This is a genomic window from Hominiventricola filiformis (assembly GCF_020686965.1).
Lineage (GTDB): Bacteria > Bacillota > Clostridia > Lachnospirales > Lachnospiraceae > Hominiventricola > Hominiventricola filiformis.
This window is the reverse complement of record NZ_JAJEPS010000013.1, coordinates 54,536-81,220: the sequence shown is the minus strand read 5'-3', so window position 1 is coordinate 81,220 and position 26,685 is coordinate 54,536. Positions and strand designations below refer to the sequence as shown.

Annotated in this window: 20 protein-coding genes; 16 read left to right on the top strand and 4 right to left on the bottom strand. The window is 44.7% G+C overall.

Annotation, left to right across the window (positions count from 1 at the left end):
* Window positions 1-390 (bottom strand): transposase (locus LKD36_RS12675; RefSeq protein ID WP_308459802.1); only part of this gene is annotated, 390 nt, incomplete at its 3' end.
* Window positions 391-630: 240 nt separating this feature from the next.
* On the opposite strand from LKD36_RS12675, the gene LKD36_RS12670 reads away from it, so the two are divergent.
* The gene (locus LKD36_RS12670; RefSeq protein ID WP_308459801.1) at window positions 631-1,737 is read left to right on the top strand and encodes an SLC13 family permease; all 1,107 of its coding nucleotides are present in this window, start codon (window positions 631-633) and stop codon (window positions 1,735-1,737) included.
* Window positions 1,738-2,158: 421 nt separating this feature from the next.
* Here the strand turns inward: LKD36_RS12670 and LKD36_RS12665 are convergent, their stop codons facing one another.
* Window positions 2,159-3,037: a helix-turn-helix transcriptional regulator gene (locus tag LKD36_RS12665; RefSeq protein WP_308459800.1), complete on the bottom strand. Its 879-nt coding sequence runs from the start codon at window positions 3,035-3,037 to the stop codon at window positions 2,159-2,161.
* A gap of 140 nt (window positions 3,038-3,177) precedes the next feature.
* Between LKD36_RS12665 and LKD36_RS12660 the strand changes: the two genes are divergently transcribed.
* Window positions 3,178-4,869 carry a glycoside hydrolase family 13 protein gene (locus tag LKD36_RS12660; RefSeq protein WP_308459799.1) on the top strand — a complete coding sequence of 564 codons (1,692 nt, stop codon included), beginning with the start codon at window positions 3,178-3,180 and terminating at the stop codon, window positions 4,867-4,869.
* Here the strand turns inward: LKD36_RS12660 and LKD36_RS12655 are convergent.
* Window positions 4,778-5,689, bottom strand: a complete 912-nt coding sequence (locus tag LKD36_RS12655; protein ID WP_308459798.1) for an AraC family transcriptional regulator — start codon at window positions 5,687-5,689, stop codon at window positions 4,778-4,780. The two genes, LKD36_RS12660 and LKD36_RS12655, sit on opposite strands and share 92 nt — an antisense overlap.
* Window positions 5,690-5,922: 233 nt before the next feature.
* Here LKD36_RS12655 and LKD36_RS12650 point away from each other — a divergent pair, with 233 nt between their 5' ends.
* Window positions 5,923-8,106 carry an alpha-galactosidase gene (locus LKD36_RS12650; protein WP_308459797.1) on the top strand — a complete coding sequence of 728 codons (2,184 nt, stop codon included), beginning with the start codon at window positions 5,923-5,925 and terminating at the stop codon, window positions 8,104-8,106.
* Window positions 8,107-8,145: 39 nt separating this feature from the next.
* Complete coding sequence (locus tag LKD36_RS12645; protein ID WP_308459796.1) at window positions 8,146-9,570, top strand: sucrose-specific PTS transporter subunit IIBC; 1,425 nt, start codon at window positions 8,146-8,148, stop codon at window positions 9,568-9,570.
* Between the two features lie 165 nt (window positions 9,571-9,735).
* Here LKD36_RS12645 and LKD36_RS12640 read toward each other — a convergent pair whose 3' ends face one another.
* Window positions 9,736-10,194: an Lrp/AsnC family transcriptional regulator gene (locus LKD36_RS12640; RefSeq protein ID WP_308459795.1), complete on the bottom strand. Its 459-nt coding sequence runs from the start codon at window positions 10,192-10,194 to the stop codon at window positions 9,736-9,738.
* A 158-nt stretch (window positions 10,195-10,352) separates the two neighbouring features.
* On the opposite strand from LKD36_RS12640, the gene LKD36_RS12635 reads away from it, so the two are divergent.
* From LKD36_RS12635 to LKD36_RS12580, 12 genes are all read left to right on the top strand, one after another.
* On the top strand, window positions 10,353-11,681 hold the full coding sequence (locus LKD36_RS12635) for an MATE family efflux transporter (protein ID WP_308459794.1): 1,329 nt from the start codon (window positions 10,353-10,355) through the stop codon (window positions 11,679-11,681).
* A gap of 60 nt (window positions 11,682-11,741) precedes the next feature.
* Window positions 11,742-12,557: an HAD-IIA family hydrolase gene (locus LKD36_RS12630; protein ID WP_308459793.1), complete on the top strand. Its 816-nt coding sequence runs from the start codon at window positions 11,742-11,744 to the stop codon at window positions 12,555-12,557.
* Between the two features lie 94 nt (window positions 12,558-12,651).
* A complete protein-coding gene (locus LKD36_RS12625) occupies window positions 12,652-15,024 on the top strand; it encodes a LuxR C-terminal-related transcriptional regulator (RefSeq protein WP_308459792.1) in 2,373 nt (790 codons plus the stop codon).
* Window positions 15,025-15,063: 39 nt separating this feature from the next.
* Window positions 15,064-19,809 (top strand): YDG domain-containing protein, encoded by a 4,746-nt coding sequence (locus LKD36_RS12620; protein ID WP_308459791.1) that lies wholly within the window; start codon window positions 15,064-15,066, stop codon window positions 19,807-19,809.
* A 102-nt stretch (window positions 19,810-19,911) separates the two neighbouring features.
* The gene (cyaB, locus tag LKD36_RS12615; protein ID WP_308459790.1) at window positions 19,912-20,493 is read left to right on the top strand and encodes a class IV adenylate cyclase; all 582 of its coding nucleotides are present in this window, start codon (window positions 19,912-19,914) and stop codon (window positions 20,491-20,493) included.
* 31 nt (window positions 20,494-20,524) lie between these two features.
* A complete protein-coding gene (gene rsmH / locus LKD36_RS12610; protein WP_308459789.1) occupies window positions 20,525-21,583 on the top strand; it encodes a 16S rRNA (cytosine(1402)-N(4))-methyltransferase RsmH in 1,059 nt (352 codons plus the stop codon).
* Window positions 21,584-21,604: 21 nt separating this feature from the next.
* Complete coding sequence (locus LKD36_RS12605) at window positions 21,605-22,144, top strand: LOG family protein (RefSeq protein WP_308459788.1); 540 nt, start codon at window positions 21,605-21,607, stop codon at window positions 22,142-22,144.
* Between the two features lie 62 nt (window positions 22,145-22,206).
* Window positions 22,207-22,953, top strand: coding sequence for a nucleoside phosphorylase (locus tag LKD36_RS12600; RefSeq protein ID WP_308459787.1), 747 nt, complete (start codon window positions 22,207-22,209; stop codon window positions 22,951-22,953).
* A 47-nt stretch (window positions 22,954-23,000) separates the two neighbouring features.
* Window positions 23,001-23,603, top strand: coding sequence for an ECF transporter S component (locus LKD36_RS12595; RefSeq protein WP_308459786.1), 603 nt, complete (start codon window positions 23,001-23,003; stop codon window positions 23,601-23,603).
* Window positions 23,604-23,631: 28 nt separating this feature from the next.
* On the top strand, window positions 23,632-24,399 hold the full coding sequence (locus LKD36_RS12590) for an energy-coupling factor transporter transmembrane component T family protein (protein ID WP_308459785.1): 768 nt from the start codon (window positions 23,632-23,634) through the stop codon (window positions 24,397-24,399).
* Window positions 24,396-26,096, top strand: coding sequence for an ABC transporter ATP-binding protein (locus LKD36_RS12585; protein WP_308459784.1), 1,701 nt, complete (start codon window positions 24,396-24,398; stop codon window positions 26,094-26,096). The genes LKD36_RS12590 and LKD36_RS12585 overlap by 4 nt, the downstream gene beginning before the upstream one ends.
* Window positions 26,093-26,620, top strand: a complete 528-nt coding sequence (locus LKD36_RS12580; protein ID WP_308459783.1) for a cysteine hydrolase family protein — start codon at window positions 26,093-26,095, stop codon at window positions 26,618-26,620. Before LKD36_RS12585 ends, LKD36_RS12580 begins: the two co-directional genes overlap by 4 nt.
* Window positions 26,621-26,685 lie beyond the last annotated feature (65 nt).

The window sequence follows — 26,685 nt, the reverse complement described above, 5'->3', positions numbered from 1 at the left end:
TGTCATTCCCTTGGCATACATGGAAAGTATTTTTTCTTCCATGTCCTGAGTCACAGTATTCTGATATTTTTTGATTAGCTGAGGCTCATACTCACCGTTACGATCTGTTGGAATAGCTACATTCATATCTCCATAGCTTGTGTGCATAGTTTTGCTGGAATGTCCATTCCGACTGTTATCTGTTTCTTTGTTTCGATAGTCATACTTGGAATAACCTAATTCCTCATCCAGTTCCTCATCCAAAGCACCTTCCAAAAGGACAGACATCATGTCATGCATGATACTGTTTACATCAGTGCCGTCTTTGATACTGATATCATTATTCTTCAGATAATCACGCATCATTTCTCGCATTGCTGCTTTTTGTGGGCTGTCTTTTCTTCTTGCCATAAAAATAACCTCCAAACTGAGTAATTTTATTTTACATCAGTTTGGAGATTTACACAAACTTTGGGATGCTCCCGAAAAATAAGATACTTTATCCCTATTCCAGACAGGTACAATCCACAATACAAAATGATATTCTTTTTTTCTGGATGTTTCTGTGATATACTTATACGCAGTCGTATCAGACCGGAAAGGAAATATTATGTTACAAAAATTATATGTTTTTTCAGGAAAGAAACTGTTTTGTCAATTGCAGTGATCCTGGCGCTTCTTTCTATGTTCTGGGTCAGACCGGATAAGGCTTATTTTACTTATATCGATTTCAGGACTCTCGGGCTCCTCTTCTGTTTGATGGCAATTGTAACTGGTTTGAAGGCTGTTGGTGTTTTTGATATACTTGCCAAAAAATTGCTGATGGGAACATCGGAAACTGTGGGTGTGATCAGGCTGTTGGTCCTCTTATGTTTTTTCCTGTCAATGGTGATCACCAATGATGTGGCATTGATTACTTTTGTTCCTCTTGCACTGATCATTGTGCATAAACTGCCAAAGGAACTGGGCAATTACTGGCTTCTTAAAATAGTAGCCATGCAGACAATCGCTGCTAATCTCGGAAGCATGCTCACACCAATCGGAAATCCGCAGAACCTTTATCTATATGCCAGAGCAGGGATGTCCGCGGCAGAATTAATAACCCTGATGCTTCCCTATTCCGCCACAGCACTTATCCTTCTTCTGATATGGATACAGGTAGCCGCTGCCAAAGCACCTCACGTATGCGGTTCCGAAAAAGATAAAACTCTTTTGGGATTCTCTGACAGAAAAGAACTTAACATGGAATACTTGGCCGCTTACCTGATCTTATTTACAATCTGCCTGCTCACTGTTGCACGTATCATTCCATACCAGATTCCTCTTGTATTGGTTCTTATATATATGCTGCTAAGAAACAGGGAAAATATAAGCAGGGTGGATTACTCCCTGCTTGCCACCTTTATCGCATTATTTATTTTTATCGGCAACCTTGGAAGGATTCCGCAATTCAGCAGTTTTCTGGAAAGAATCATGGCAGGAAGGGAAACACTTACTGCTGTTCTTGCTAGTCAGATTATGAGCAATGTTCCCGCTGCACTTCTTTTATCTGGCTTTACAGATAATTACCGGGCTTTAATTGTCGGAACCAATATTGGAGGTCTCGGCACTCTGATTGCATCCATGGCAAGTCTGATAAGCTTCAAATATATTGCAAAAGAAAACAGGAATCTGAGAGGGAAGTATTTGGGAATATTCACGGCCTCCAATATTATATTCATGATATTCATGTTAATATTGTATTTTTTTCTTAGATAAAGGTTTTCCAGGAATTACAAAAGCTATAACAATTCTTTCTTCGCAAAAAATTCTCCGCGGCACTCTCCCATCCTGAAAGAAAAGCCGCGGAGAAATAAATATATTTTCGGTGCCAATACAAAGATCATTAATCTTTACACCACTTTACAACTTTTTCATAAAAAAATATCGTACAGGGCTTTCTGATGTATAATGAGTTTGCTCCAAAACATTACAAAGGAAAGTGACCCTGTACGACAAAGACATTAAATAGCAGCAGTACGAAGCTTGATTTTCATCGGGAAAGTAAGAAAAGATCCAACCACAAGGGTCAGGAAGGCGAGCATTGTAAAAAATGCCGAGTATATATTGTAAAACATACACAAAAAAGGAATATAAATATTGTACGAATCGCCAAACAGTGGTAAGATCATAGCTTTATTTATTCTGGCATCTTCCGGCTTCTGTATTTTTTTGGGGTGATTCCTTGGTATTCTTTGAACTTACGAATAAAATAGCTGATGTTGTCAAAGCCACAGTTAATGGCAATATCAGAAACATACAGTGAGCTGTCATCCAAAAGGATGGCGGCTTTTTTGATGCGGTATTCATTCAGGAAGGCGAACGGTGTCTTGCCCATCTCCTGATGGAAATATTTGCAGAAATAGGTCGGGCTCATGCAGGCAATGTCAGCAAGTTTTTTTAATGTAATTTCTTCGGCATAATGTGACCGGATAAAATCAAGCACTTCCTTCAGCTGATTCATGGAGGAGAGCTGCTTTCCGGTAGTCTGGTTCTGTATAAGAATTTCTGTGCGGAAACAGAGTTCCAGAATCTGCAGAAGACAGATCTTAATTTTGAGAAGTGCACATTGTTCCGGGTGGTGGTAATTATAGATCATTGCAAGAAAAAGCTGTCGGAGACTTTCTCGTTCTTTCTGACTGAGGGCACTGGAGATGTTGTTTGGGAAGAGCAGTTTCTTCTGTGTGATTGGCTGGATAAAATTGTGCTGACAGGCATCATACAAATCAAAATTAAGTAATTGGGGATCGAAAACGATTGCATGATGCAGGGAATGGTTGTGTGTGCTTAATTCATGCAGCTCACCAGAGTTGATGAAATAGAATTCACCGGCTTTCATTTCATAAGGGGTTCCGGAAATGATTCCGTGCATAGTTCCTTCCTCAATATAGAGAAATTCCAATTCCTCATGCCAGTGGGCAGTAACGGAATAGAAACCGTTCTTATCTTTATGAGAATAAATCTGTAAGGGGAACATAGGGGTTCCGTGAAGATTTGTCTCTTTTAAGGAACGTAACATGAGAGATCTCCTTTCTTGCACAGACGCGTGGCTGAACTGCTGCATAATATTGTGTTATTTTTTGATAAAATAATGAAAGTATCATTTTATTTTTTGTATTATACTTGGTTCGAATAAAAAAAGCAAGAAGGGGACATAAGATGGAGAAGAAATGGTGGCAAAGCAGTGTCGTTTATCAGATCTATCCTCGGAGTTTTGCCGACAGCAATGGGGATGGAATGGGGGATATTCCAGGAATTACAGGGAAAATTGAATATCTGAAAAAACTGGGAGTCAATGTACTCTGGATCTGTCCAATCTATCAGTCGCCGCAGGATGACAATGGATATGATATCTCTGATTATCGTGCGGTTTACCCGGAATTTGGAACAATGGAAGATATGAAGATATTGATACAAAAATGTCAAGATAATGATATCAAAATCATTATGGATCTGGTAGTGAACCATACATCAGATGAACATCCATGGTTCATAGAAGCAAAGAAAAGCTTGGATAATCCATACCGGGACTACTACATCTGGAGAAAAGGTGAAGCTGGACAGCCACCAAATGATCTGATGTCAAACTTCGGTGGAAGTGCATGGGAATATTCGCCGGAGACGAATGAGTATTATCTGCATTTTTACAGTAAAAAACAGCCAGATCTGAACTGGGAGAACCCGAAGCTGAGGCAGAAAATTTATGACATGATGAATTGGTGGTTGGATCAGGGAATTGCAGGTTTCCGTATGGATGTGATTGATCTGATTGGAAAGATACCGGATCAGAAGATCAAAGAGAATGGGCCGATGCTTCATAAATACCTGCATGAGATGAACGAAGCGACCTTTGGTCACAGGGACAGCATGACGGTTGGTGAGTGCTGGGGGGCGACCCCGGAGATTGGAAGATTATATACTGATCCGGAAAGGAAAGAACTTAGTATGATCTTCCAGTTTGAACAGATTCAGCTGGATAAGAAACCGGGCGGACAGAGATGGGATTTGAAACCACTTTATCTGCCGGATCTGAAGTGTGTTTTCAGCAAATGGCAGACAGAGTTAGAAGGTCATGGATGGAACAGTTTATTCTGGAATAACCATGATCTCCCAAGAATCGTTTCCCGTTGGGGAAATGACGGAGACTATCGTGTTCTGTCTGCAAAAATGCTTGCGACACTGCTTCATGGAATGAAGGGGACACCGTATATCTATCAGGGGGAAGAGATTGGAATGACGAATGTTCCATTTCAGACGATTGATGAATTTCCTGATATTGAGACACAGAACATTTATCAAGAACGCCTGAAAGCGGGATTCACAGAGGAAGAGACCATGTATGCAATCCGGGCGAAGGCGAGGGATAATGCAAGGACACCGATGCAGTGGAATGCTGAAAAGAATGCAGGATTTACAGAAGGAACTCCATGGTACAGAGTCAATCCAAATTATAAGGAAATCAATGTAGAACAGGCATTAGCGGATCCAGAGTCCGTTTTCTATCATTATCAGAAATTGATCCAACTTCGGAAAGAACATGAAGTTATGGTATACGGAACTTATCAACTGCTGTTCCCAGAGGATGAAGACCTTTATATCTATACAAGAACGCTGGAGGAGGAAAAATGGCTGATTATCTGTAACTTTCATGAGAAGACAAGAAAGTTACAGTGTAAGAGAGCCGGGCAGGTCATGCTTAGTAATTATGCAGATACGCCTGCCGCGGAAAAAATTACAGAACTCAGACCATATGAGGCGGTTATTTATCAGATGGAACCCTGGAATGCGAATCATGGAGAACGCGGACAAGATCATAGTTCTGATTTTGAAGCCGATATTGAGTTGGTGTAGTTCCGAAGGCTTTTCGAAAGACTTTGCAAAAATAATTATCATTTGAAAATCCGACCATGGAGGCGATTTCGGCAATTGTGTGCTGATGGCTCTGTAAAAGAAGCGCACAGGATTTCTGAAGATGCAGATTCGCCAGATATTTTCCGGGCGAGATTCCATAGAGATGGTTGAATTCTCTGCAAAGATGATACTTGGACAGACCGACGGCATCAGCGACTTCGTCAAGATTCAGATCCGTGTTGTAATAATTGGAATCCAGATAGTTCTTGGCCAGTGTAACACGAGGTGAAGAAAGTGCCGGGTTTTCTAATGCATAATCTGCCAGATCTAAAAGAAAAGCGTAGGCCGCTTTTGAATTATCAAATACCGATGCTAATTGATTGGAAATCGCATCAGCATAGAGCTGTTTCATCTGTTCAGGTAAAGTACTGGATGCTTCCAGGTGGAAGGCAGGTCCACAGGAAAGATGAATGTGGTAGAGAAGAGGGAGACACTCGGAGGAAAATTCCAGATAAAGAACATCCCAGTATTCCGAATCGTCGGGTAATGAGTATTGGCTGTCTCCGGGTACTTGAACAAGGAAGAGATCACCCGTCTGTTGAGGATAGGTATGGTCTGGTGTCTGGAAACTTCCTTTTCCTGAAATCGTGTACTGAAGTAATACATAAGAGTTTTTGCGGACTCGGTTATCCCAATGATAGTCATGGGAAGTGATGTGATGCATGCCGATTCCACGAAGTGTCTGGAGAGGAAGCGCAGAGGTTATATGAAAACCGACGGAACCAAAAGGTAGTTGGGCAGATGATTTTGTGTTTGTCATAAAAAGTACTCCTTTCAAAATAAATGAAGATTGCGGGGCATAGCACGAAACAATCTGTAGAAATCTTAGTTTTTGTTTTTTATATCCGATATTATAATATAGCAATCAATAAAAAATAGCAAGAAATTACCATGTTCTAATCTGCATTACCATTGAAAGTGAGAAAAGATGGAAGTTATAATCTATTTGGTTAAGAGATGAAATGAAACAGAATGAGAGAGTGGAGAAATAGAATGCAGATCAGTTTTGAGGAAGAACAGCAGGTCTTTCATCTGTACAACGATAAGATCAGTTATGTGATTCAAGTAGAAAAACAACGATATTTAAAGCATTGTTACTACGGAAAAAGAATAAAGAGATGGCACAGCGGCATCAAGGATTATTATTACGACCGTGGATTCTGTGCAAATCCGGTTGAGGAAGACAGAACATTTTCTCTGGATACACAGTTGAGGGAATTTCCGGAGTCCGGACAGGGGGACTTCCGAAGTCCGGCCTACGAACTAGAAGATAGAAATGGAGATAGAAACGCAAGATTTTTCTATAGCAACTATCGTATTCTGAGTGGAAAAGTTGCTCCGGATGGTCTGCCACATGTCTATACTGATGCGGACACCGAGGCAATGACACTGGAGATTACGCTTCAGGATAAGGTGAGAAATCAGAGAATTCTGCTATATTACACCATCTATGAAGATGCAGTGGTCACACGATTCGCAAAATGGATCAATGACGGAACAGAATCGATAGAAATCTGTCGATTCTTAAGCATGAACATGGATCTTCCAACACAGGAATATGACGTACTGACATTAGCCGGTGCACATACAGAAGAGAAAAACGTGTATCGACGTCCATTGTGTGCGGATTCGGTCACGATTGAAAGCAGTCGTGGAACGAGCAGCCCACAGGCAACCCCATTTATTGGATTGTTAAGTCCAGGGACTACGGAAGAGCAAGGGGAAGTGTTAGGAGTAAACCTGATTTATAGTGGAAACTTCTATGGATGTGTTCAGTGTGGACAGTATGGAACAACCAGGGTACAGCTTGGAATTAATCCGTATCAGTTTGGATGGCAGCTTTCACCGGGAACAAGCTTTTGCACACCGGAGGCTGTACTGGTCTATAGTGCAAATGGACTTGCCGGAATGTCGAATACATTTCACAAGTTATACAGAACGCGCGTCTGCCGGGGATGGTACAGAGACCGGGAACGCCCAGTTCTATTGAACAGCTGGGAAGGTATGTATTTTGAGATCAATGAAAAGAAAATGCTGACGCTGGCGGAAGAAGCAGCGGAGCTTGGAATCGAACTTCTGGTGATGGATGATGGCTGGTTCAAGGGAAGAAATACAGATACGACTTCCTTGGGGGACTGGACGGAGGATAAAAAGAAATTTCCGGATGGCCTGCAGAGTCTTGCTAAAAAGGTGAAACAGAAGGGGATTGATTTCGGAATCTGGTTTGAACCGGAGATGATTTCAAAGGAAAGTGACCTTTACAGGAAGCATCCAGACTGGGTGATCCGAAGTCCGCTCTACGAACCAATACTCAGCCGACATCAGCTGGTACTGGATCTGTCGAATCCGGCAGTTTGCGAATATCTGATCGATGCAGTCAGTAAGGTGTTGGCACCGGGAAATATCAGTTATGTGAAATGGGATATGAACCGGCATCTGACAGATCTTGGAAGTGCTTATCTTGACAGGAAAAATCAGAATGAACTTTCACACCGCTACGTGCTTGGACTTTACCAGGTAATGGAGACATTGACAGAACGTTTTCCACAGGTGTTGTTTGAAAGCTGTTCCAGTGGAGGTGGCAGATTCGATGCAGGAATGCTTTATTACATGCCACAGACATGGACCAGCGATAATACAGATGCAGTCTGCAGGCTGAAGATCCAGCATGGAACAAGCTTTCTGTTTCCGACAGTTACAATGGGAGCGCATGTGTCAGCATGTCCGAATCATCAGGTTGGACGGACCACACCGCTTGCTACAAGATTTGCCGTGGCGGCAGCAGGCAATCTTGGATATGAACTGGATCTGAAGAAGCTTTCAAAAGAAGAGAAGGAAGAAGTCAGAGAGCAGATTGCAGAATATAAAAGGAGACGAAGAACCGTACAGTTCGGAACTTATTACCGGCTGGCGGATTCATTTCAGGAGAATCAAAGTGCCTGGAATATTGTTTCAGAAGATGGAATGGAAGTCATCTTCACTCACGTGCAGATTCTTGCGCGCTCAGCCTACAGGGTTCCGGTGATCCGATTAAAAGGACTGGATCCGGATGCAGTTTACACAGATTGTGAGACCGGGCAAGAGTATGGCGGGGATGAACTGATGTATGCAGGAATCCGAATACCAAGAATCAGACAGGACTTTTCAAGTACAACGATGGTACTAAGAAGATCCTGATTGAGATAGAAAAGAAATGAAGTTACAGGAGGAGTTAGAATGAGTAAAGAACAGAGTTACCAGAATGCAGCAAGTGAACTTCTGCGTCTGGTAGGCGGAAAAGAAAATGTAATCAGCGCAGCTCACTGTGCAACCAGATTACGTCTGGTATTAAAAGATGAGAGTAAAGCAGATGTAGATGGAATTCTCAAGACAGAGCTTGTAAAAGGACAGTTTGCCACAGGCGGTCAGTTCCAGATCATCATCGGAAGTGGTACAGTAGATGAAGTATACAAATATTTTATTCAGTATGCAGACATCAAAGAAAGTACAAAAAATGAAGTGAAAAAGGCTGCTGACCAGAAGATGAATCCGTTACAGAAACTGGTAAAGATGCTGGCGGATGTATTCGTACCGATTATTCCGGCACTGGTTGCCAGCGGTCTTCTGATGGGTCTGAATAATGTTCTGACAGCAGAAGGACTTTTTGTCTCAGGAAAGTCACTTGTTGAAGCATATCCGAATATTGCAGATCTTGCATCTATGATCAACACAGTTGCAAGTGCAGCATATGCATTCCTGCCAATCCTTGTAGGATTCTCAGCGACAAAGATGTTCGGGGGCAATCCTTATCTTGGAGCAGTTATGGGAATGATCATGGTATCCGGTGATCTTCTGAATGCTTATTCTTATGGTACAGCCATTACAGAGGGAACGGTTCCGGTATGGCATATCGGAGCGCTGACAATTGAGAAGGTTGGATATCAGGGAACTGTACTTCCGGTAGTTGCAGCGGCAGCAATCCTTGCATTTATCGAGAAGAAACTTCACAAAGTAGTTCCGGAATATCTGGACAACCTCCTGACACCTGCACTTTCCGTACTCGTAACAGCATTCCTTACATTTACAGTGGTAGGTGGAGTGATGCGTACAGCCGGAGACTGGATTACAAATGGTATTCTGTGGCTCCATGATACATTAGGTGTTGTCGGTGGATTTATTTTCGGATTTATCTATGCACCATTAACAATGACGGGAATGCACCACAGTCTTCTCCCGGTTGATATCCAGCTGATTGCAGCAGGCGGATCTTTCCTCTTTGCAATCGCAGCATGCAACAATGTGGCTCAGGGTGGAGCAACACTGGCAGCAATGTTCTGTGCAAAGGATAAGAAGATGAAGAGCATCGCAGTTTCTTCCGGTATCTCAGCACTGCTTGGTATTACAGAACCAGCAATGTTCGGAGTCAACTTGAAGATGAAATATCCATTCTATGCAGCAATGTTCGGTTCTGCTGTAGGATGTGCTTATGTGACACTGACAAATGTTCAGAATATCTCCCCGGGAGCAGCAGGAATCATCGGATTCGTATGCATCAAGTCTGGTGGAATGCTGAATTATATGATCGGAATTCTGATCTCACTTGTTGTTGGATTTGTAGTGACAATGGCATTATCCAAGCATCCGAAGTTTAAAGAAGTGTAAGCCATTGGGGACGGGGAAAACGGATTTTTCCCCGTCCCTGTTGGCTTTGAGAATCAGTTAATTCTGCTCCTGTGCAGGATTCGTGCATAATGCTTTTGCTCGTCTGCCTGCTTTTTTCATGCAAAAAAAGTGAAAAATTCAAATTTAATAATTTGAATCAATATTCTATAGCCGTAATCCTTTAATATCTTTAATACGGGATAAAATCATATTGCAGCTGCAGCTAAGAATGCCAGGCAGTGTATCAATGACATTGTGCAGGAAAAGTTCCATTTCATCACTGGATGAGGCAACGGCATGTACATGAAGTTTATCCCGTCCGGTGACACGATAGATCTGTGTGACGATATCATTTTTGTATAAAATATCTGACACCTGCATCAGATGATCTGGTTTAATTTCAATTTCAAAATAGCAGGATACAGCACCACTGATCTTTTGAGGATTGATGATTGTTGTGTATTCTTCAATTACCCCTTTTTTCTCTAAGGCTTGAATACGGGCTTTTACTGCTACTCTGGAAATACCGGTTTTCTCACCAATATCAGAGTATGAGATACGTGCGTTTTCTATAAGCAACTGGACAATTTTCTGATCGAGTTCATCTAAACCATTCAGGTACATAAGTAATCCCCCTGTAAAATGATAACTATCACTGTAATTCGTTTTTCCATTATAATATCATGCAGATTTCTAAAAGTAAATGACAGCTTGACTTAAGTATTTTAAACTCCTATAATAATGACAAAACGTAATATATAACTTACGAAATGGAGATAAAAATGAATGGCGATTTGTCAAAAGGACCTGTTGTAAAGTCGATGCTTTTATTTGCTATTCCAATGATATTGGGAGATTTACTTCAACAGTGTTATAACATTGCAGACACACTGATTGTTGGACGTTGTCTTGGCGAGAAGGCACTTGCAGCGGTAGGCTCCTCATTTACACTTATGACATTTATAACATCCATTATTCTTGGCTTATGTATGGGAAGTAGTGCATTGTTTTCTATCCGATTCGGACAGAAGGATGAAAATGGACTTAAAGAGGATATTTGTGCATCCTTTATCTTTATTGCGGCAGTGACAGTGTTGTTAAATGTGGTTGCTTATGCAAGTCTGGGCGGACTTCGGGTTTTCCTCAGAGTTCCGGATGAAGTATGGGGTGAAATGAGAGAGTATCTATTCGTAATCTTTATGGGGATACCGGCTGTTTTTTTGTACAATTATTTTGCGTCATATCTCAGGGCCATCGGTAATTCTGTGATACCTCTGGTATTTCTGGCCGTATCATCCCTGCTTAATATTATTCTTGATCTTTGGTTCGTCATTGGTTTCAAGATGGGAGTAGCAGGAGCAGCAGAGGCGACAGTGATTGCACAGTATTTGTCCGGACTGGGGATCATGCTTTATACGCTTGTACGTTATAAGCGAGTTCATGCAATTTGGAAAATCAGCTGTCTGAAGAAAGAACGAATCAGTGAAATTGTTTCCTTTTCCATGCTGACATGCATTCAGCAGTCTGTTATGAATCTGGGAATCCTGATGGTACAGGGATTAGTAAACAGTTTTGGAACGGTTGTTATGGCAGCATTTGCAGCGGCTGTAAAGATAGATGCTTTTGCATATATGCCGGTGCAGGATTTTGGAAATGCATTCTCTACATTTATTGCACAGAATTATGGAGCAAAAGAAAAACAGAGAATACAGCATGGATTGAAAGCGGCAGTGTGTATATCTGCAATTTTCTGCATAGTGATCTCTACATTTGTATTCCTATTCGCAAAACCACTTATGATGATATTTGTAGATGCAGGAGAAACACATATTATCATGGAAGGAGTCCGTTATCTGCGGATAGAAGGCGCCTTTTATATAGGAATTGGATGGTTATTTTTGCTGTATGGCTTGTACCGGGCTTTGGGCAAACCAGGAATGAGTGTGGTACTTACCATATTTTCCCTTGGAACCAGGGTAGTTCTGGCATATATCTTGTCAGCAATACCACAGATTGGTGTGACAGGTATTTGGTGGTCTGTGCCAATCGGATGGGCGTTAGCGGACATCATAGGGTTCCTGTATTACAAAAATTACAAAAATTTTACCTGATTATGCTTGTGAAATTTACATAACCGATTGTAAAATAGAAGCGAGAAGGTGGTAAAGCATATGAATATAAATACAACGATTGATTTTAATGAGAAAAAAGGTTTTGTCTGTGATATGGACGGAGTCATCTATCATGGCAACCAGATTTTAAATGGAGTACGGGAATTTATTCAATGGCTTCATGATGAAAAAAAGGAATATCTTTTTTTGACAAATAACAGCGGCTATACACCACGGGAGCTGAATCAGAAACTGGCACGGATGGGACTGGATGTTTCAGAAGAACATTTTTATACCAGTGCGTTGGCAACAGCAGCATTTCTGAAAAATCAGGCTCCGGGATGTTCCGTATTTGCCATTGGCGAAGCGGGTCTTTTAAATGCCCTTTATGATGCAGGAATTACCATGAATGATGTTAATCCGGATTACGTAGTGGTTGGCGAGGGACGTTCTTACTCGTTGGATACTTTGACAAAAGCAATTAATCTGGTACTTAAGGGTGCAAAGCTGATTGGTGCAAATTCGGATGTATCCGGTCCTATTGAAAATGGAATCGCACCGGGATGCCGGGCACTGGTAGCGCCGATTGAGATGGCGACCGGCACACAGGCATATTTCTGCGGTAAACCGAATCCGCTTATGATGCGTACCGGTCTGAATCTGCTTGGCTGTCATTCAGCAGAAGCTGTGATGGTTGGAGACCGGATGGATACGGATGTCATCTCCGGTATGGAGAGCGGTATGTCCACAGTACTGGTGCTTTCCGGTGTTTCCACGAGAGAAACGCTGAAAACTTATGCGTATCGTCCGAGCATTGTGCTGAACGGAGTCGGCGATATTGCAGCTATGGCCAGAGCGCATAAAAAAGCAGAATAATTCTATATACATATCTCATCTCATACTTTGGTATGATTTACAAGTAGTCCCCCTTCTGTTAAGATTTTGGTAGAAACAGATGGGGGATATTTGATTGTCTGACACTTATATTCATGTAAAACCAGCAATAGAAGTACAATTTCAGAAATGTATGGAACGGGGAAGGGTTCTCTTCTTCAGTGCACCCTGCGGATTTGGAAAGACGGTGACGGCTGAAAAGCTGATCCGGCAGACCGGGGAAAAGTATCGAAGCGTGAGCGGAGACCGGGTTCCATTTGAACAGCTGATAGAAGATCCGAACTGGAAAATCTTGTTTGTGGATGATCTACAGATGATGCAGGAGGAGAAAGACCTTCAGGCGCTGTGCAGTCTTATTCGTGAAAATCCGGACCGGCGTTTTATTCTGGCGTCGCGGGGACTGCCGCCGGGATGCCTTATGGCATTTCAGTATACGGGTCTCATGTCGGTACTGCATGCGGATGTGCTGCTCTTTGACAGAGAGGATATCCGGAAGCTCTTTCAGGAGTGGGAAGTTCCGGTGACAGATTCGGAACTTAGCGGAGTTACCAAAGAGTCCATCGGTCATCCTTTGGGCGTTGTCATTACGATCCGCCATATGGCAGAGGGACAGACTTTCGGGCCGGAACTGGTTGCAGGTGCGTTCCGGGAAGTGTTCCGCTATTTTGAGACGGCGATTTACAAAAGATTTGATCTCAATATCCGGCGGTTTCTTCTGGAACTGGCGCCCTTTGAGCAGTTTGATCTGGATATGGCGCGGATCGTCAGCGGAGACCCGCGCGTTGGGGAAATGCTTGACTGGCTGCAGCGAAACACAACCATGCTTCGGTATGATGAGACGCAGAGGTTCCATTTCTGGCCGCAGTTCCGGGCGTTTCTGATGTGGGAGATGGACCGGGAATACCCGGAAGAAAAGAAGAAAACTCTCTACAGCCGGGGCGGCATGTATTATGAGTTGAAAGAAGATTTTGTTCATGCCATGGACTGCTATATCCGGGGCGGGGATCATTCCAAAGTATCGGAATTGCTGATCCGCAGTGCGGAACTTCATCCGGGCATGGGACATTATTATGAAATGGAAAAATATTATCACAGCCTTCCGGAAAAAGAGATTCTTGCTTCTCCGGCACTGATGCAGGCAATGAGCATGCTCTGCGCGATGGAAATGGATTATGAGAAATCGGAGCAGTGGTATGAAGCACTGAAACAGTTTGCGGAGCAGTGCGACCGGATGGATGCCGGGGGTAGACAGGCAAGGAGCCGTCTGGCATGGCTGGATATTTCTCTTCCACAGCGGGAGGTAAGCGGACTGACCGATACGATTCCGGCAGTGTTCCGTCTGCTCAGGGGAAAAGAAATTACACTTCCGCCATTTTCTGTGACCAGCACCCTTCCTTCCATCATGAATGGAGGTAAAGATTTCTCTGACTGGAGTAAGAAGGATGATATGCTTTATCAGGTACTTCGGATTCCGGTGGAGGCGGTGCTTGGCAAAGATGGAGTCGGACTTGCAGACTGCGCTATTGCGGAAAGCAAATTTGAAAAAGGCGAGGATATCACACACCGTATGCTCTCACTTGTCCAGCGGGCAGGGGAGATTCAGAGAAATGGAACGCCGGATATTGAATTTGCAGTGACCGGCCTTTTGATTCGCAGTCAGATGGCATCGGGCAGAAGTGATGATGCGGTTCGGACCATGGAGCAGCTGCGGACGCGGTTTGCGGAAAATGGGCTGGACAGATTTCTTCCCAATATGGATGCCATGCGGTGCAGAATGGATCTATATGTGGGAGATCTGGACCGGGCGGATGACTGGTACCGGGAAAAAGCACCCCGTGATCTGATGAAGCTGAATGTGATGAAACGATACCAGTATCTTACGCAGGCTATGGTGGAGTTGGCAGCTGGAAAGAATCAAGATGTGCTGCTCACGCTGTCATCTCTTGAACTCTATTGCAGAACCTGCAGGCGGCATCTGGACAGTATTCATTTGCTGATCATAAGGGCGATTGCCTGCTGGCGGGAAAAAGATAAAACGTGGAAAACGTATCTGGATGAGGCACTTGACATTGCGGAAGAATACCAGTTCATCCGGCCGGTCAGCGGTTACGGCGCAGCCGTACTTCCACTTCTGGAAGAATGCTCCCGGGATGATCAGGATAAATGGTATCTGCGGCTGATGGCAGCAGTGCGGGAGCAGGCCGCTTACTATCCGGCATTCCTGCAGCCAAGGACAGCACCGGGAGAATCACTGACAGCCACGGAATTGCAGATTCTCCGGCTGATCTGTGCGGATAAGAGCAACGCGGAGATCGGTAAAATCATGGATATCAAGCTTCCGACAGTGAAGACACATGTCAGTCATATATTGGATAAACTGGGCGTCAGCCGTCGCAGCGAGGCGAAGACCGCTGCGAAGAAACGCTGGCTGATTCCTGATCATTTATAAACGAACCTGTAAAATGGACATAAGAAAAGGAGTTGTGAGATGAAAAAACGAGTACTGAGCCTGACGATGGCATTTCTCCTTGCATTCACCATGCTTCCTACCCAGGTGGCAGCAGAAGAACTGCCGGAGTATGAGGGAATCGTGGAGGAAGGCACGCCGGAGGAAGAATCTTTGGAGGAAGACGCTCTGGAGACAGAGTCTCTGGAAGCGGAAGCACTTGCAGCGGAGGTGGAAAATACAGAAAGAACAGTTCTGACGGAAGAAACAGAAGAGACTGTGACGGAGACAGAGCCGACGGAAGAAGTAACCGAGGCACCAACCGGGGAAGAAACCGAAGATGCGGAGGTGAAAGAAGAGGTTCCGGCAGAGCAGGAAGAAACAGAGGAAGTTCCAACGGAAGAAATCCAGCCCGCAGAGCAGCAGGTAAGTATACAGGCGATGGAAGCAAATGGTGTTGCGGTGCAGGCAGAAGATGGTGAGACAGAGTGTACGCATCCGAATGCAACAGAAACAGAGTGTCCAGATTGTGGAATAACCTGGTGTATAAAGGATGATGCGGGAACAAAATATACATCATTGAAAGACGCCTTTGATAACGCTCCAGATGGCAGTATGTTGACGTTGATGACGGATACATATGATAGAAATGATTACAAGATTATTGATAAAAAATATACGATTGATCCGGCGGGTCATACGTTAGATAGCTGGAATATTTATATTTATAGAAAAAAGAATCCAGCCAGTCTGACCCTGACAGGAAGTGGAAAGGTAAAAGTTTCGATTAATTTAGGTAGTAATGCAGATTTGAATTTACCAAAGACATGGAATGGTTCAATTAAAACAGTAAACATACTTAGTGGAAGTCATAATTCTACTAAGATTGCCGGAGGGACGATTGATAGTCTCGTTTTGTATGTAAATAAGCTCTCTATTTCAGGGGGAACATTTGGTGAAATAAGAAACAACTTAGATAGTAAAATTTGGGCACCGGCTCTGTTGGAATCAGGTTATGTATTTAAACAGGGAAATCAGGCAATAGAGTTTTCTAGAGACCTTTCTGCCAATGAATCGCTGTGGAATGTAACGGTTGAAAAATGTGAGGAGCACAGAGACAAGAACAATGACGGGAAATGCGATTACTGTGATTTGGAAGCAACATTTAACGCTGAAGTGACCGCTGTAGACAGCACCACAGCCAGATATTCAGGACTGCAGAGGGCGTTCAATGAAGCACAGGATGGTGCAACAGTAAAATTGCTTGCGGATATTCCGGCAGGAGCGCAGAATGCAGCGTACATAGTAGATGGGAAACAACTGACGCTTGATCTCAACGGTAAGACCATATCCGGCAGTGGAATTTCTGTCACAAACGGTGCAGACCTGAAGGTAACAGGAAATGGAACGATTGATGGAGAATTGATGTTTGCTTCCAAATCTACAGGCAAACTGTCAGGTGGCAAATTTGGAAAAGTGGTATCCAATAACTCTGATAAAACTCTTGAGGATTTATTAGAGAAAGGATATACATATCGGGATTATGAGACTTATGAATGGAAACAGAACATTACGGAATCTTCAATAGATAAAGTGGAAGTTCAGCTGGCTCCGATTCGGGAAGTGGAGATTACAAATCATGTTGGAGAACTGACATACGGATATTCAGCAGACGCGCAACAGTACATACAGGCCAAAGCGATTCTACAGGGATCATATGCGGATTATAATTTGGTAGATTATCGATGGTATGAGATAAATGAAGCAGGAGAGGCATTATCTGAGTATGTCTATAAAAACTCATTTTTTATTCCGACAGGTCTGAAAGCTGGAAAACACACCTATCGAGTTGATGCTGCCTGCAGTTCCTACGTATTAAAAGCGGATGTTACTTTTGAAGTGGAGAAAGCGGCATCTACAGTGACGACTGCTCCTGCAGCACAGAAACTGACTTATACAGGTGAGGATCAGCATTTGGTTACGGCAGGAAGTACTTCGGACGGAGAACTTGTTTACAGTCTGGAAAAAGAAGGTACTTATACACCTGCCATTCCGACTGGTAAAGCAGCGCAGGAATATACCGTATGGTATAAAGTGAAAGGTGATGCCAATCACAAGGACAGCGAGCCTGCAAGTGTGACGGCAACAATCAGTTACCTTGCGACAGATGCGGCAGCGACACTGGCAGAGACCAATAAAGGACAGAATGGCTGGTATACAAGTACGGTTACCATACAGGCACCGGCTGGATATACGATTTCTTCTACTTTAGAGGGAACTTATGCAGCAGATTTTACAACTGATACAAATGGTGAGAACACTTATTATTTACGTCAGGATAGCAGCGGTTTTATCACCGATGCCAAGACCATTCAGGTGCCGATTGATACGGATCAACCATCCGGTGGAAAAACAGATCTGAGTGATGCAGCTTTGCGGGTGGGCTGGTATCTGAGTAAAGAAAATATTACGGTAACGCAGTCTGTTGAGGATGCAACCTCCGGACCGGATCATATTGAGTATCAGTTGACACCAAGCACGGACAGTGCAGGAACACTGGGATCAAACCAGGATTCTGGCAGCGTATCGGTGAATGCAGAAGGAAAGGCCAGCTTTACTATTAGCAAACAGTTTAAAGGAAGTATTAAGATCATACCTTATGACAAGGCCGGAAATGCCGGAAATCCAATCACTTTTGAAAAAGTGGCAGCGGAGGATGAGAAACCGGAGCTGGAGGTTACGGATACATTTGAGGAAGGCTGGCATACGACAGCACAAACGGTTCATGTTCATGCACAGGATATGAGAAGTGGTCTTTATATGATGACTTATAAGATGGATGATGGAGATTTGGAGACACTGTTTCGCGGCTTATCCAATATGACAGTGGAAAAAGAGGTTTCTTTTCCGGCTCAAGAGGGCGTCCATACATATTCCATTATTGCTCTTGACAATGCCTGGAATGGTGCGACAGTAAAGGTAACCATTCGGCAGGATACACAGGCGCCAACAAAACCGACTCTGAGTATTTCAAAAGAAGCGACCGACACCACAGTTACCTTGCAGGCATCAGCAACGGATGAGGCAAGTGGTGTGCAGGAATATACTCTGCTGGAAACATCCGGGAAGATTCCTCCACAGACGAGTGAGGATGGCGTATTTGACCTGACGTATCTGAACAGTGATACGGAATATGTATTTACCGTAACTGCAAAGGATAATGCCGGACATATATCAGAAATATCAGATGTTTTTAATGTGAAGACCCGCAAGAAACCATTTGCCAATGCTGTGGTGACATTAAAGAATGCGGATAAGATTTACAATGGAACGGTGCAGACACCGGATGTGGAAGTATCCATGAACGGTACAGCTCTGACGGCGGATCAGTATGTGGTAAGCTATGAGCAGGATGGAACTGCAGTGGCAGCACCCACAAAGGCAGGCACCTATAAGGTAGTGGTAACGGCGGGGGAAAATGGCGATTATGAAGGAATCGCATCCGGTCAGCCGACCTATACCATTGCGAAAAAGACCATTACCGCATCACTGAACGGCACCCTGACGAAGACCTATGATGGCACCACAAAGGTACTGGAAGCACAGAAATTGACGGTTCTTCTGAAAGGCGTGGAAGATGGCGATAAGGTGACTGCGACAGCGGACGCATACGCTTATAACAGCGCGGAAGTAAAAGATGCCGACACCATTACCGGAAGCGTCATTGCACTGGCAGGTGCGGATGCAGAGAATTATCAGCTGGCAGAGACAAAGGCTTCTGTGAGTGCAAAGATCTTGCAGAAGAATCTGGCAAAAGCAGATGTGACACTTGGTGCAGCGCTGGTGGCAAACGGAAAGAGCCAGACTCAGGCAGTAGAAAAAGTTATGCTGGATGGAACAGAGCTTACCGCAAAGGATTATGAGGTTACCGGAAATCAGGCAGCCGCAGCAGGAAGCTATACGCTGACCATCGAAGGAAAGAATAATTATACCGGTAAGGTTCAGAAGACCTATGTGGTAGTACCGGCAGAAGAGCAGATGGTATCTACCGGAAACGGAGATGTGAAGATTGGAGAGGGAACTTTGAAAGTCTCCGTATCTGCAGGGCAGGATGCACCGGAGATGTCTCTTGCTTCTGATAAAAAAACGTTGATCAAAATGCTGATTCAGGGAGGCAATCTGACGGCAGATGAGATTGTTCTGATTGAAGAAGGCGCTACTATTGAACTGACACTGAATGTAGAGCATGCGGAAGCAACGGTCAGCGCAGAGACCAGGGCGGCTATGGAGAAGACAGCCGGTGAATTTACCATCGGGCGGTATCTGAACATTACATTTACCAAGAGTGTGAACGGAGAGAAGGAGAGCGAGATTCACGAGATCAAAGCTCCGATCAAAATTTCTTTCCGGCTGAGCAATGACCTTCTCAACACAGACCGTAAGGTGAAACGGGAGTACATGGTTCTCAGAAATCATGACGGCGAAGTGACAAGTCTTCCGGGCACCTTCGCCGACGGCATTATCACTTTTGAGACAGACCGGTTCTCCGATTATGCAATCGCATGGAAGGATACGGCGGTCAGCACATCCGGATCTAAGAAGAAACACAGATCAGGAAGTGCACAGCAGGAAGCAACTGCCGTCGCAGCACCGGAAGTATCTCAGCTGGTACAGGCACAAAGCGCACCGACCGGAGATACCGCTCCGATAGAATGGATGCTTCTTCTGGCAGCTTTAAGTGCAGCCGGAATTGGTATGATAATTGCAAGAAAACGTAAAGAAAATTAGTGTGTTTTAAGAAAAGGGTGTTCCCTAGATTTTTCATCCGGGGAATGTCCTTTTTTTCAGTTTTATAATATAATAAGAAAAACACAAAGTGGGGGATGGGACATGGCCATTGAGGTAGAGATTAAGCTGAAAATTGAGGATAGTGGAAAATTTATAAAGAAGCTTAAAGACCAGTATTTTACAGCGGGGAAAACCGTGTGGGAATCGGACCTTTATTTTACATCAGAGCATCGTAATATGAAAGCCTGCGATGAAGCCTTGAGGGTACGTTGTGTGGAGGAAGAAGACACAGGGAAACAGGCGGCATATCTGACCTATAAGGGAAAGAAACTGGACACTTGTTCTATGACGCGAAAAGAAGTGGAATTGGAGATTTCTGATGGGGAGACGGGAGTGGAACTACTGAAAAGCATTGGATTCTATCCCACAACGCCAGTGGAGAAGCTGCGGCAGTATTTTCATAGAGAGCAGATGACCGCTTGTGTGGATCAGGTAACGGGACTGGGGGATTTCCTGGAACTGGAGATTATTGTGGAAGACGAGACGAAGCGCGCCGCAGCATTAAGTGAAATCGAAACTTTGCTTGTAAAACTTGGTTATACGATGCAGGATACGACGAGAACTTCGTATTTGTCTATGCTTGAAGAGGCGTTTCCTTGCGGTAATACGGAAGTTTCCGTATAATAGACCTAGATAAATAGATGGAGGGACATATATGGATCAGGAACAACAGACACCGCACAAGCGGAGAGTACGTTATAAAGGCAAATACCCGAAGAAATTCGAGGAAAAATACAAGGAGCTGCAGCCGGAGAAGTATCAGGACACGGTGCAGCATGTGATGAAGAAAGGAAATACACCGGCGGGCATGCACATTTCCATTATGGTGGATGAGATCCTGGATTTTCTGAAAATCCAGCCGGGAGAGACGGGATTTGATGCAACCCTTGGTTATGGAGGACACACGAAAGCCATGCTTCAGTGTCTGAAGGGACAGGGACATATGTATGCCACGGATGTGGATCCGGAGGAATCGGCAAAGACGAAGAAGCGTCTGGAAGAGCAGGGTTTTGGAGAAGACATGCTGACCATTAAGCTTCAGAATTTCTGCACCATTGATGAGATTGCAAAAGAAGCAGGTGGTTTTGACTTTATTCTGGCGGATCTTGGAGTTTCTTCCATGCAGATTGATAATCCGAAGAGAGGTTTTTCCTTTAAAGTGGACGGACCCCTGGATCTTCGGCTGAATCAGCAGAAAGGCATCAGCGCGGCGGAGCGGCTGGATACCATAGGCCGTGACGAGCTGGCGGGAATGCTCTATGAAAACTCCGATGAGCCTTATTGCGAGGAACTGGCAAAGGCCATTACGGATGAGATCCGCCGTGGAAACCGGGTGGATACGACTACCAAACTTCGCAGTATCATTGAAAAGACGTTGGATTTTCTGCCGGAGAAGGAGAAAAAGGAGACGGTCAAAAAGACTTGCCAGAGAGTGTTCCAGGCACTTCGGATTGATGTCAACCAGGAGTTTGAAGTGCTGTATGAATTTATGGAGAAGCTTCCGGGGGCACTTCGTCCGGGCGGACGGGCAGCTATTCTGACATTTCATTCCGGTGAGGACAAGCTGGTGAAGGCAGCGTTGAAAGAAGGCTGCCGGGCAGGCATCTATTCTTCTTATTCCAAGGATGTAGTCCGGCCGACAGCGGAAGAATGCGTACGAAATCCGAGAGCCCGTTCCACAAAGATGCGCTGGGCGGTCCGGGCAGAAGAGTAAAGGAAAAGGAGGTAGAGTCCAATGCATATAGCAGTCTATTGTGGTTCGGTATCTGGAAATCAGGAGATCTATACGGAGAAGGCAGCTTTGTTTGGCAGATGGATGGCAGAGCAGGGGCATGTGCTCATCTATGGTGGCGCCCAGGGAGGCCTGATGGGAGCAGTTTCTAATGCGGTGCTGGAGAACGGCGGAAAGGTCATCGGTGTGCTTCCGGCAGTGGAATCCATTCAGAAGCGGCGTCATCCGGGACTGACTGAGTATATTGAGACCAAAGATATGGCGGAGCGGAAAGCGAAGATGATCGCACTGGCAGATGCCTTTGTGGCACTGCCGGGCGGACCAGGAACCCTTGATGAAATCTCAGATGTGATTTCCCTGGCAAGGCTTCACCTTACCGACGCACCCTGTGTATTATTTGATATGAACGGATTCTACCAGCCGTTGAAAAATGTGCTGGAGGGTATGGAAAAAGCCGGATTTGCAGAGCCGGAAGATTTTGAGAAGGTACTGATTTCTGAAGACATGAAAGAGATCGGAGCATTTCTTTCAGGCTGTCAATGAGGTTGACAAGACAGCTGTAAAGTGTTATTTTAAAGGTCAAATATAAGAAAGAGGGAATCATAATGGAAAATATGCCGCATCTGAAGCTTTCAGATGAGCTGAACATCAAATATGCCATTCTCCCGGGAGACCCGGCACGGGTGGATCGGATTGCGGAGCAGCTGGAAGAGGTGCAGCCACTGGCATATAACAGGGAGTACAAAAGCATCAGAGGACTTTATAAAGGACTCCCGGTTCTGGCTGTATCGACAGGAATCGGTGGACCGTCTACGGGTATCGCGGTGGAAGAATTGTCAAGAATTGGTGTCACCCATGCGATCCGGATCGGAAGCTGTGGGGCTCTGCAGACAAATATTCATCTTGGTGATCTGATCATGGTGCAGGGGACAGTGAGAGATGAAGGAACTTCGAAGACTTACATAGAATTAATTTATCCGGCGGTTCCTGATTATGAACTTCTGAATGCCTGCGTGAAAGTGGCGGAGAAAGAAGCAATTCCACATCATGTGGGACTTGGAAGAAGCCATGACAGCTTTTATACAGACCGAGAGGATGAGATTGATGCTTACTGGGCGTCGAAAGGTGTGCTTGGTGCGGATATGGAGACTGCCGCGCTCTATACGATCGGAAGACTCAGAGGACTTCATACTGCGTCCATTCTCAATACGGTAGTGGAGTATAAAGATAACCTGGAAGACAACATCAACAGTTACACTGATGGTGCTTCGAAGACTATGCGGGGCGAATGGAATGAGATTCACACCGCCCTGGAAGCACTTTACATGGTATCTCAGGCGGATGACCGCTGAATATAAAAGAGATAATGCTCCTTTTTTGGAGAGAAAGGATCTGTGTTATGAATAACGTATTTAAAACAAAACTGGATACTGCAAGTCTGGTACTGATTCCGGCATGTATCGGTATCAACTACCTCGGAAAACTGTTTGCTTCTGTACTGAAGCTGCCGCTCTGGCTGGATGCTATTGGAACCTGTATCGGCGGTGCGCTGGGCGGACCGATCATCGGTGCGATCTGCGGTGCGGCCAACAACCTGATCTACGGATTTACCACCGGTGATTCCATTACTTTGGTTTACGCACTGACCAGCCTGGGTATTGGTCTTGCAGTTGGTATTATGGCTCGTCTTGGAAAGATGGAAAAATTGAGCGGTGCTCTTCTGACCGCAGTCGTAGCAGGTCTCGTTGCAGTCTGCGTTTCTACTCCGCTTAATGTTCTGTTCTGGGGCGGTACTACCGGAAATGTCTGGGGAGATGCACTGTTTGCAGCAACACAGGCAGCCAATATGCCAGTAGCCATTGGTTCTCTTCTCGATGAGGTTGTTGTGGATGTACCGGATAAGATCATTACTATCCTGATTGTATTCGCGATTCTGAAAGGACTTCCGAAGAAACTGACAGCTCTCTATGATGTAAATGACGATATCGAGAGCCTTGACTAATTAATCAGATAAAGATGGAGTGGTTCAGATGAAAAGTATCAGCCTTTATGTGGACAAAGACACATGGCTTACCAGAATGCACCCGTTTACCAAGCTGTGTTATATTCTCACAGCGATCAGCGTTTCCCTGATCTCAGGAAATCTGCTGGCATTCGGAATCTTCATCGGAATCAGTCTTGTAATACTGATCAGTGGAAAAATCATTCGCAAGGTTTTTCCACTGATTGCGTTTTCTTTTACAATTCTGATTACGATCTTTCTGATACACGGGTTATTTAATCATGAAAATGCGACGGTTCTGTTTGTGGCAGGTCCACTGAAATTTTATCGTGAAGGAATGATGTATGCACTTCGGATCAGTTTCAATGTATTGAATATGCTGCTGGCATTTGCTGTATTTGTCCTGACGACAAAACCTGTAGAACTGGTGGAAGATCTGGAACGGATCGGTTTCTCTCCGAAGATCGGCTATGTGATCAGTTCTGTATTTCAGATCGTGCCGCAGATGAGCGGAGCCATGAATACAATTATGGATGCACAGAGAAGCCGTGGCCTTGAGACAGAAGGTTCTCTGATTGCCCGTGCAAAATCATTTTTGCCGTTGATCTCCCCGGTGGTTATGAGTTCGCTGATCAACACCAGAGAGCGCGCCATCGCGCTGGAAATCCGCGGATTTGAAGCAGGAGAGAAGAAAAGTTATCTCAGAGAAGACAAGATGAAGGCACTGGACAGAATCCTCTGTGTGGGAATGTTGGTTCTGATCGTGGCTTCTGTTGTGGTGAGGATAGTATTATGACGTACATAAAAGCAGAACATCTGAAATACCGTTATCCGAATACAAAGAAGCTGGCGCTTGATGATCTTAATTTTGAGATCGAGAAAGGTTCCTTTATTGGTATTGCAGGTAAAAATGGAGCCGGAAAAAGTACGCTCTGCCAGGCGTTCAGCGGGCTGGTGCCGCAGTTTTTCAAAGGAGCTTATGGCGGAACGATTATGATTGGTGATCAGGAGGCTTCTAAGACACCTGTATCCAGGCTGTGCAGAACCGCCGGTCTTGTGTTCCAGAATCCCTTTAATCAGCTTTCGGGGGCAAAAGAGACGGTATTTGAGGAGATCGCGTTCGGCCTGCAGAATTTTGGAGTGCCGAAAGAAGAGATGATACAGCGTGTGAATGAGGCGCTGGAGCTTCTGGATATCAGCGCATACCGGGACCGGAATCCCTTTGATCTGTCCGGCGGGCAGATGCAGAGAGTAGCGTTGGCGGGAATCCTTGCCATGAAGCCGGAGGTTATCATTCTGGATGAACCGACGTCCCAGCTTGATCCCGCCGGAAGTGAGGAAGTATTTGCCTCTGTTGACAAACTGGCAAAATCAGGTATCACGATCATCATGGTGGAGCAGAAGCTGGAAAAGTTGGCAGAGTACTGTGACAAGATTCTGCTGCTGCATGAAGGAAAGCAGATTGCATTTGATACGCCGGATCGGATTTTTTCCAGAGATGATCTGAAAGAATATGGTGTGAATCCGCCTGCTTACACGAGAGTTTGTAGACTTCTGGGGATTCGTAAGGAAAACGGATGCTATCCAGCGTCCTTAAAAGATACGCTGGAACGGAAAAATGAATTTCCGGATGAGGAAACATTTCAGAAGTTTCTGGCGGATTCTACGACAGGTGTTTCCGATAAGGATGCAGGGAAAGAAGTGTTCCGGATTGACCATCTTGGTTTTCAATATCTGGAACAGATACCGGTTCTAAAAGATGTAAATCTGGTGCTGGACGACCGTTCTACTGCTATTATCGGACAGAACGGTGCAGGAAAGACGACGCTGGTAAAACTTCTGAAGGGCTTATTAAAGCCGGTGAGCGGCAGCATCTATTATGGCGGAGAGGATATTTCCGGTAAAACAGTGGCGATGCTGGCGGGCGAAGTCGGTTATGTGTTCCAGAATCCGGATGATCAGATTTTTAAATATCATGTGATGGATGAGGTAATGTTTGGTCCTCTGAATATCGGAATGAGCAGGGAAGAGGCGGAGCAGAAATCACTTGCTGCGCTGAAAACGGTAGGTCTGCAACATCTGGCGAAGGAAAATCCATATGACCTGGAATTATCCGAACGGAAACTGGTGGCAATCGCATCCGTACTTGCTATGAATACGAAGGTGCTGATTCTGGACGAGCCGACCATTGCTCAGGACTGGGAAGGAAGGAACGTTATCCGGAATATTATCCAGTCTCTCAGAAAAGAAGGAAAAACCGTGCTGGCAATTCTGCACGATATGGATTTTGTGGCGGAGAGCTTTGAACGGGTGATTGTCATGGCTCATGGAGAAGTGCTGGCAGATGGCACGAGAGAGGAAGTATTTGCTCAGAAGGAAGTGCTTGAAAAAGCACGAATTGAGCAGCCGTATCTGACCAGACTGTGTCGGATGCTCGGATATGAAAGACTTTATTTTTCGCTGAAAGAGGGCGGACAGGAGGAAGCGATATGAGAAGACTGCTGGTAGTTGTAGATATGCAGAATGATTTCATCGATGGTTCATTGGGGACGAAAGAAGCAGAAGCCATCGTCGACAATGTGGTAAAGGTTATCGGTACTTATGATCCGAAGGACATTTTTGCAACGAGAGATACACATCCGGAAAATTATCTGGAGACTCAGGAGGGAAGAAATCTTCCAGTTGTTCACTGTGTAAAAAACACTCCGGGATGGGAGCTCAATGAGAAAGTGGTGGCAGCACTGGGAGATGCGAAAGTGATCGATAAGCCGACATTTGGTTCCAGAACGCTGGCAGAAGAGCTCGAAGCCATCGCAGCAAAAGAGGAAATTGAGGTAACGCTTGTCGGTCTCTGCACCGATATCTGTGTCGTATCCAATGCACTTCTCATCAAGGCATATTTACCGGAAATCCAGGTAAAAGTCATTGCATCCTGCTGTGCGGGTGTGACTCCTGCAAGCCATGAGGCTGCTTTGACCACCATGCAGATGTGTCAGATAAAAATTGAAAATAATTGAGAAAAATTATCATGTTTCTCTTGACTAACGCATAACCTGTAGTATATGATCTAAAAATCATAAAG

Excerpts from the sequence above, each read along its gene's own strand:
- rsmH (WP_308459789.1), top strand. The coding sequence starts at position 20,525 with ATGGATCAGGAACAACAGACACCGCACAAGCGGAGAGTACGTTATAAA.
- cyaB (WP_308459790.1), top strand. The coding sequence starts at position 19,912 with ATGGCCATTGAGGTAGAGATTAAGCTGAAAATTGAGGATAGTGGAAAA.
- LKD36_RS12655 (WP_308459798.1), bottom strand. The coding sequence starts at position 5,689 with ATGACAAACACAAAATCATCTGCCCAACTACCTTTTGGTTCCGTCGGT.
- LKD36_RS12605 (WP_308459788.1), top strand. The coding sequence starts at position 21,605 with ATGCATATAGCAGTCTATTGTGGTTCGGTATCTGGAAATCAGGAGATC.
- LKD36_RS12660 (WP_308459799.1), top strand. The coding sequence starts at position 3,178 with ATGGAGAAGAAATGGTGGCAAAGCAGTGTCGTTTATCAGATCTATCCT.
- LKD36_RS12665 (WP_308459800.1), bottom strand. The coding sequence starts at position 3,037 with ATGTTACGTTCCTTAAAAGAGACAAATCTTCACGGAACCCCTATGTTC.
- LKD36_RS12630 (WP_308459793.1), top strand. The coding sequence starts at position 11,742 with ATGAATATAAATACAACGATTGATTTTAATGAGAAAAAAGGTTTTGTC.
- LKD36_RS12620 (WP_308459791.1), top strand. The coding sequence starts at position 15,064 with ATGAAAAAACGAGTACTGAGCCTGACGATGGCATTTCTCCTTGCATTC.
- LKD36_RS12600 (WP_308459787.1), top strand. The coding sequence starts at position 22,207 with ATGGAAAATATGCCGCATCTGAAGCTTTCAGATGAGCTGAACATCAAA.
- LKD36_RS12595 (WP_308459786.1), top strand. The coding sequence starts at position 23,001 with ATGAATAACGTATTTAAAACAAAACTGGATACTGCAAGTCTGGTACTG.
- LKD36_RS12590 (WP_308459785.1), top strand. The coding sequence starts at position 23,632 with ATGAAAAGTATCAGCCTTTATGTGGACAAAGACACATGGCTTACCAGA.
- LKD36_RS12650 (WP_308459797.1), top strand. The coding sequence starts at position 5,923 with ATGCAGATCAGTTTTGAGGAAGAACAGCAGGTCTTTCATCTGTACAAC.
- LKD36_RS12635 (WP_308459794.1), top strand. The coding sequence starts at position 10,353 with ATGAATGGCGATTTGTCAAAAGGACCTGTTGTAAAGTCGATGCTTTTA.
- LKD36_RS12640 (WP_308459795.1), bottom strand. The coding sequence starts at position 10,194 with ATGTACCTGAATGGTTTAGATGAACTCGATCAGAAAATTGTCCAGTTG.
- LKD36_RS12585 (WP_308459784.1), top strand. The coding sequence starts at position 24,396 with ATGACGTACATAAAAGCAGAACATCTGAAATACCGTTATCCGAATACA.
- LKD36_RS12580 (WP_308459783.1), top strand. The coding sequence starts at position 26,093 with ATGAGAAGACTGCTGGTAGTTGTAGATATGCAGAATGATTTCATCGAT.
- LKD36_RS12645 (WP_308459796.1), top strand. The coding sequence starts at position 8,146 with ATGAGTAAAGAACAGAGTTACCAGAATGCAGCAAGTGAACTTCTGCGT.